The sequence below is a fragment of the Intestinibacter sp. genome (genome assembly GCF_022780145.1).
GTDB lineage: Bacteria > Bacillota > Clostridia > Peptostreptococcales > Peptostreptococcaceae > Intestinibacter.
This window is the reverse complement of record NZ_JALEXO010000037.1, coordinates 1-5,803: the sequence shown is the minus strand read 5'-3', so window position 1 is coordinate 5,803 and position 5,803 is coordinate 1. Positions and strand designations below refer to the sequence as shown.

General features: G+C 30.4%; 7 protein-coding genes, 2 tRNA genes and 1 rRNA gene. All 10 read left to right on the top strand.

Annotation, left to right across the window (positions count from 1 at the left end):
• Positions 1-464, top strand: a 464-nt coding sequence (locus tag MR593_RS01470; RefSeq protein WP_290686208.1) for a toprim domain-containing protein, incomplete at its 5' end; no start/stop codon positions are given.
• 18 nt (positions 465-482) lie between these two features.
• Positions 483-2,912, top strand: coding sequence for a DNA gyrase subunit A (gene gyrA / locus MR593_RS01465; RefSeq protein ID WP_290686205.1), 2,430 nt, complete (start codon positions 483-485; stop codon positions 2,910-2,912).
• A 174-nt stretch (positions 2,913-3,086) separates the two neighbouring features.
• The gene (locus MR593_RS01460) at positions 3,087-3,368 is read left to right on the top strand and encodes a YtxH domain-containing protein (RefSeq protein WP_290686202.1); all 282 of its coding nucleotides are present in this window, start codon (positions 3,087-3,089) and stop codon (positions 3,366-3,368) included.
• On the top strand, positions 3,368-3,625 hold the full coding sequence (locus MR593_RS01455; protein WP_290686200.1) for a DUF948 domain-containing protein: 258 nt from the start codon (positions 3,368-3,370) through the stop codon (positions 3,623-3,625). The genes MR593_RS01460 and MR593_RS01455 overlap by 1 nt, the downstream gene beginning before the upstream one ends.
• Positions 3,626-3,650: 25 nt before the next feature.
• Positions 3,651-3,968 carry an STAS domain-containing protein gene (locus tag MR593_RS01450; RefSeq protein ID WP_290686198.1) on the top strand — a complete coding sequence of 106 codons (318 nt, stop codon included), beginning with the start codon at positions 3,651-3,653 and terminating at the stop codon, positions 3,966-3,968.
• A 23-nt stretch (positions 3,969-3,991) separates the two neighbouring features.
• Entirely contained in the window at positions 3,992-4,378 is a 387-nt protein-coding gene (locus MR593_RS01445; RefSeq protein WP_442908393.1) for an ATP-binding protein, read from the top strand.
• Positions 4,378-5,148 (top strand): SigB/SigF/SigG family RNA polymerase sigma factor, encoded by a 771-nt coding sequence (locus MR593_RS01440; RefSeq protein WP_290686194.1) that lies wholly within the window; start codon positions 4,378-4,380, stop codon positions 5,146-5,148. The genes MR593_RS01445 and MR593_RS01440 overlap by 1 nt, the downstream gene beginning before the upstream one ends.
• 207 nt (positions 5,149-5,355) lie before the next feature.
• Positions 5,356-5,472, top strand: a 5S ribosomal RNA gene (rrf, locus tag MR593_RS01435).
• Positions 5,473-5,477: 5 nt separating this feature from the next.
• Positions 5,478-5,567 (top strand) — tRNA-Leu (locus MR593_RS01430).
• Positions 5,568-5,577: 10 nt separating this feature from the next.
• Positions 5,578-5,654 (top strand) — tRNA-Ile (locus MR593_RS01425).
• Positions 5,655-5,803 lie beyond the last annotated feature (149 nt).

Below are 5,803 nucleotides of genomic sequence, written 5' to 3'. Positions count from 1 at the left end.
ACGATTTTAATATAGAAAAAGCTAGATATCATAAAATAATAATAATGACCGATGCAGACGTGGATGGTGCACATATTAGAACTTTATTATTGACATTCTTCTTTAGATATATGAGACCACTTATAGATAATGGTTATGTGTATATAGCACAACCACCACTATTTAAAGTTAAAAAACAAAAGAAAGAATACTACGTTTATTCAGATAAAGAACTAGAAACTTTATTAGAAGAGATAGGCAAAAATGGAATCGAGCTTCAAAGATACAAAGGTCTTGGAGAAATGAATCCAGAACAATTATGGGAAACAACAATGAACCCAGAAACAAGAACTTTACTTCAAGTAACAATAGACGATGCTGCAGAAGCTGATATGATATTCTCTATGTTAATGGGCGATAAAGTTGGACCTAGAAAAGACTTCATAGAACAAAATGCAAAATTTGTTAAAAACCTAGACATTTAATAAGAAAGGAGAATGGACATGGAAGAAAATAACAAAATAATTCCTGCAGAGATTTCGAAGGAAATGAAAGATTCATATATAGATTATGCCATGAGTGTTATAGCCGGTAGGGCGCTTCCTGATGTTAGAGACGGTTTAAAGCCTGTACACAGAAGAATACTTTATTCAATGAATGAATTAAATTTAACACCAGATAAACCATATAGAAAGTCAGCACGTATAGTTGGGGACGTTTTAGGGAAGTACCATCCACATGGTGATACAGCAGTATATTTAGCTATGGTAAGAATGGCGCAAGACTTCTCAACAAGAGCGCTTTTAGTTGATGGTCATGGTAACTTCGGTTCTGTAGATGGTGACTCACCAGCAGCAATGCGTTATACAGAAGCTAAAATGAGTAAATTATCTCTAGAATTATTAAGAGATATAGATAAAGAAACAGTAGATTTTGGACCGAACTTCGACGAATCTTTAAAAGAACCTACTGTATTACCAGCTAGATTCCCAAATTTATTGGTAAATGGATCTAATGGTATAGCTGTAGGTATGGCGACTTCTATACCACCACATAATTTAGGTGAGGTTATAGATGCTACTGTTCATCTAATCGATAATCCAGACTGCTTTGTAGAAGAATTAATGGATTACATTAAAGGACCAGATTTCCCAACTGGTGCGATAATAATGGGGAAAGACAGTATAACAGAAGCTTACAAAACAGGTAGAGGAAAAGTAAAGGTTAGATCTAAAGCCGAAATAGAAGAGCTTCCAAAAGGAAAACAGCAAATAGTAGTTACAGAAATTCCTTACCAAGTAAATAAGGCTAAGTTAGTCGAAAGAATAGCTGAATTAGTTAAAGACAAAAAAGTAGAGGGAATATCAGATTTAAGAGATGAAAGTAACAGAAATGGTATGAGAATTGTCATAGAATTAAAAAGAGATGTAAATGCTAATATAGTATTAAACAACCTGTACAAACATTCTCAACTTGAAGATACATTTAGTATAATAATGCTTTCTCTTGTAAATGGTGTTCCAAGAATATTAAACTTAAAACAAATACTACATTACTATGTAGAACATCAAAAGGATGTAGTAACAAGAAGAACTAAATTTGAATTAAATAAAGCTCAAGCTAGAGCTCATATACTAGAAGGTTTAAGAATAGCCTTGGACTATATAGATGAAGTTATAAATTTAATTAGATCTTCTGCAAATACACAAATTGCTAAGACTGGATTAATGGAAAGATTTAAATTAAGTGAAGTTCAGGCTCAAGCGATACTAGATATGAAGCTTCAAAAGTTAACAGGTCTAGAAAGAGAAAAAGTAGAAGCTGAATACAACGAATTAATGAAAAAAATAGCGTATTTAGAATCAATACTTGCAGACGAACACTTATTATTAGGTGTTATAAAGGATGAAATTCTAGAAATTAAGAGAAAATACGCAGATGAGAGAAGAACAGAAATAAGACATTCTGAAGGTGAAATAGACATGAGAGACTTAATAGACGACGAAGAGATAACTATAACATTAACTCACTTCGGATATATTAAGAGATTACCTTTAGATACTTATAAGAGCCAAAGAAGAGGTGGAAGAGGTATTTCAGCTCTTACAATTAGAGAAGAAGATTTCGTAAAACATCTAATAACTACTAGAACACATAACAAACTGTTATTCTTCACTAACAGAGGTAGAGTATTTAAATTAGATGCATATGAAGTTCCAGAAGGTAAGAGACAAGCTAAAGGTACAGCTATAGTAAACTTACTTCAATTAGGACCTAATGAAAAAATAGCTACACTTATTGATGTTGATACACAAGCAAATGACGATACATATTTATTATTATCAACTAAAAAGGGTATAGTTAAGAAAACTAAGAGATCAGAATTTAAAAATATTAATAAATCAGGATTAATAGCTATAGGTTTAAGAGATGACGATGAATTAATAGATGTAAAAATAACTAATGGAGATAAAGAAGTTTTATTAGTAACATCACAAGGTATGTCTATTAGATTTAGCGAAAAGGATATAAGACCTATGGGTAGAACAGCAATGGGAGTTAAAGGTATAACTTTATCAGATGACGACAATGTTGTTTCTATGAATTTATGTGATGAAGGAACTGATTTATTAGTTGTAAGTCAAAATGGTTTCGGAAAAAGAACTGCAATAGAAGAATACAGAAGTCAAATAAGAGCAGGAAAAGGAATTAAAACTTATAATATGTCAGATAAGACTGGAAAAATAGTTGGAGCAACAATGGTCAACAACGAAGATGAATTGATGCTTATAAATTCTGATGGAGTTCTTATTAGATTGAGAGTTGACGATATATCTGTATTTGGAAGAGTAACTAGCGGAGTTAAGCTTATGAAGACAGATGATGAAGTGGATGTAGTTTCAATTGCCAAAATAAATGCTGAAGAAGAATAGGGTAACACCTATTCTTTTTATTTATAGTATAGAATATTAATTTTAGATGTGTATAAATTGTGGATAAATATAGCTTTTAAAATAAATATTTCTTTATTTTGAATAAATAATATATAATCAATACACAATGTAATATATAATATAAATATATTAACTTGAAAGGAGCTATGTAATATGAGTAAAAAAAGAGGAAAAGTATTAACAATAGGAGTAATAATAGGATTTTTTATGGGAATATTTTTAGCACCTAAAAAAGGCAGCGAATTAAGAGAGGATGCCAAGAAAAAAATAGATACTATAAAAGAAAATCCAAAAGATGTTCTACATGAAACTTTTGAAGAAGTCAAAGAAAAAGTATCTGAAATAAAAGATGATTTAGCACAAGAAAAAATGGAAATAGAAGAAGAGGATATAGTAGTTAGCAGAACATTTGATGAAGAAGGAGAGAGTAAATAATGAATGCAATTGGGTGGCAAGTAGGGGCTGTTTTATTTGGAGTAGCGATATTAGTAATAGCTATATACATAGCTAAAACATTGAATTCAGCTACAAAGACAATAGATAGAGTTAATAAAATAATTGATTACAACGAAAAAAACATAAGTGAAATAATAGATAATGCAGCTGAGATAACATCAGATGTAAGAAGTATACTAGATATAGTTGAAAAAATAACAGGATTTTTTAAAGTTTTAAGGGTCTTTAAAAAATAATTGCAATAATTTAGGAGGTTTATAAATGTCTATTGATGTGAATTTAAAAAATGACATTGACACTGATTTTTGGGATGTCTATGTCATTGGTGAATTAGATGTATCGACAGCAGATCAATTTAAAGAGTATTTATACAAATTAATTGATAAAGAGATAAGAAGTATAAGATTTGATTTGAGTAATTTAGATTATATAGATTCAACAGGTTTAGGTGTTATGATAGGAGTTTTAAAAAGAATAAAAGTTCAAAACAAAGAAATATACATAGAATCGCCTAAAGATAATGTTAAAAAGATTTTTTCTATAACAGGATTAGATAAAATATTTAAAATGGAGGGATAGAATTGAATTTTGAGATTATAAAAATGGAAATTGCTTCTAACCCACAATATGTAAGTGTTGTAAGATTAACTACATCAGGAATAGCAAATAAAATAGGGTTTTGTTTAGATGATATAGAAGATATTAAGGTTGCTGTTTCTGAGGCTTGTACAAATGCAATAAAACATAGTTCAGAGAATAAGTTTTATGTAGAATATACAATATTTGAAAATGGTTTAACTATAGAAATAATAGACAATGGAAAAGGATATAATGTTGATTCTGTGGATAAACCTAATTTAAATGAGCCAAAGGAAAGTGGATTGGGCTTGTTCATAATAGAGAGTTTGATGGATGATGTAATGATAAAATCTGATGTAGATAGTGGAACCACTATAAAAATGACAAAATATTTAGGAGTTGATAATTAATGAAGCCTATATCATCTGTTACCAATTATCTAGATATGGACAATAAAGAACTTTTTTATATTTATAGTAAGGATAAAAGTAATAAAGAAATCAGAGATATTTTGGTAGAGAAAAATCTTTACTTAGTCAATATTCTTGCTAAAAAGTATGTTAATAAAGGAGTAGAATTTGAAGATTTATATCAGGTAGGATCTTTAGCACTTATCTATGCAGTAGAACGCTATGACATGTCGAAGGGATATGAATTTTCTAGTTTTGCTACGCCTACTATAATAGGTGAAATTAAAAAATATTTTAGAGATAAAGTTTGGACTATGAGAGTGCCAAGAAGAGTTCAAGAATTAAATAAAAAAGTAAATGAAGCAAAACTTATATTAGAACAAAAGGATAAGAAAAAACCTAAAGTAAAGGATATAGCTGATTTTATAGGGTGCAAGGAAGAGGAAGTATTAGAAGCATTAGAAGCATCATACGGATATCAACCAGTTTCCTTAGATACTCCTGTGAATAGTGATTCAGAAGACTCAGAGATAACTTTGATAGATAGATTAGGAGAGTATGAAGATAGTTTCATTAACATAGAATATAAAGATTTTGTGGATAAATTTGTGGGTAAATTGAATGAATTAGAGGTTAAGATATTTAAAGGAAGATTTTTTGAAGAAAAAACTCAGTCAGCTCTAGCAAAAGAATTAAATATATCTCAAATGACTATTTCTAGAATAGAGCGAAAGATAGTAGAGAAGTTAAGAAAAGAATATGAAAAGTAAAATATTTATAAGAAGGTATATTGTTAGAAATATTACCTTCTTTATTTTTTTAGGATATTATAATATCTATGTATGTATTATATTTACCTGAATATATGTAATAAAATAAAAAAACAAAAAAATATAAAAAAAGATATTGACATTAATAATATGAGATGGTATTATTATACTTGTACTGATTGAGCAGTACAAAATAAATAAAAATAATCTAGTTATTATAGCAAAGAGGATACACCTGTTCCCATTCCGAACACAGAAGTTAAGCTCTTTAGCGCCGATGGTACTTGGTGGGTGACCGCCTGGGAGAGTAGGTCATAGCTAGGTGGTATGCCGAAGTGGCGGAACTGGCAGACGCACAGGACTTAAAATCCTGCGAGACTTAACCTCTCGTACCGGTTCGATTCCGGTCTTCGGCACCATGTTTATTGTGGGCCATTAGCTCAGTTGGTTAGAGCGCCCGGCTCATAACCGGTAGGCCCGGGGTTCGAGTCCCTGATGGCCCACCACAATAGATTTAAGAACTTTGAAAATTAAACAGTAGGTTAAATATAATCTTTAATTCACACGAATTAAAACCAACAAACCAAGCCAGATATTCGATAATGATTAGTCTGAGCAAGATGAAGCTTTATTTTGAGAGTTTGATCCTGGCTCA

What these genes read in the sequence shown, in the direction of transcription:
- MR593_RS01440 (WP_290686194.1), top strand. Translation starts at nt 4,378, where the DNA reads ATGAAGCCTATATCATCTGTTACCAATTATCTAGATATGGACAATAAA.
- gyrA (WP_290686205.1), top strand. Translation starts at nt 483, where the DNA reads ATGGAAGAAAATAACAAAATAATTCCTGCAGAGATTTCGAAGGAAATG.
- MR593_RS01445 (WP_442908393.1), top strand. Translation starts at nt 3,992, where the DNA reads ATGGAAATTGCTTCTAACCCACAATATGTAAGTGTTGTAAGATTAACT.
- MR593_RS01460 (WP_290686202.1), top strand. Translation starts at nt 3,087, where the DNA reads ATGAGTAAAAAAAGAGGAAAAGTATTAACAATAGGAGTAATAATAGGA.
- MR593_RS01455 (WP_290686200.1), top strand. Translation starts at nt 3,368, where the DNA reads ATGAATGCAATTGGGTGGCAAGTAGGGGCTGTTTTATTTGGAGTAGCG.
- MR593_RS01450 (WP_290686198.1), top strand. Translation starts at nt 3,651, where the DNA reads ATGTCTATTGATGTGAATTTAAAAAATGACATTGACACTGATTTTTGG.